Annotated in this window: 1 protein-coding gene; it reads right to left on the bottom strand. The window is 65.2% G+C overall.

Features of this window, described 5'->3' with window-relative positions:
* Window positions 1-744: nucleotide sugar dehydrogenase (locus tag AVE30378_RS32480; protein ID WP_129247298.1), on the bottom strand; the 744-nt coding region annotated here is incomplete at both ends.

The raw sequence follows: 744 nt of genomic DNA, 5'->3' as shown, positions 1-744 counted from the left end.
CACGATGTCCACGATGCGGGTGTTGCGCAGGTCCGGGCAGTTCTCCTTGAACGTCAGGCCCATCACCAGCACGCGGGCGCCCTGCACGTGGATGCGGCGCTTGGTCATCGCCTTGACCAGTTGCGACACCACGTAGCCGCCCATCGAGTCGTTCAGGCGGCGGCCCGCCAGGATGATCTCGGGGTGGTAGCCGATGGATTGCGCCTTGTGGGTCAGGTAGTACGGATCCACGCCGATGCAGTGGCCGCCCACCAGACCCGGACGGAACGGCAGGAAGTTCCACTTGGTGCCGGCGGCCTGCAGCACGGCCTCGGTGTCGATGCCCAGCCTGTTGAAGATCAGGGCCAGTTCATTGATCAGCGCGATGTTCACGTCGCGCTGCGTGTTCTCGATCACCTTGGCGGCCTCGGCCACGCGGATGCTGGACGCCTTGTGCGTGCCGGCCGTGATGATCTGCCGGTAAAGTTCGTCGACCAGGTCGGCCACTTCGGGCGTGGAGCCGGAGGTGACCTTCTTGATGGTGCTGACGCGATGGGCCTTGTCGCCCGGGTTGATGCGCTCGGGGCTGTAGCCGGCGTAGAAGTCCACGTTGAACTTCAGGCCCGACACGCGTTCCAGCACCGGCACGCAGTCTTCTTCGGTGGCGCCCGGATAGACGGTGGATTCGTAGATGACGATGTCGCCGCGCTTGAGCACCGCGCCGATGGTTTCGCTGGCCTTGACCAGCGGGGTCAGGTCCGGCTG

Source organism: Achromobacter veterisilvae (assembly GCF_900496975.1).
Classification (GTDB): Bacteria; Pseudomonadota; Gammaproteobacteria; order Burkholderiales; family Burkholderiaceae_B; genus Achromobacter; species Achromobacter veterisilvae.
The sequence above is the reverse complement of the archived record's forward strand: the minus strand, read 5'-3'. Positions and strand labels throughout refer to the sequence as shown.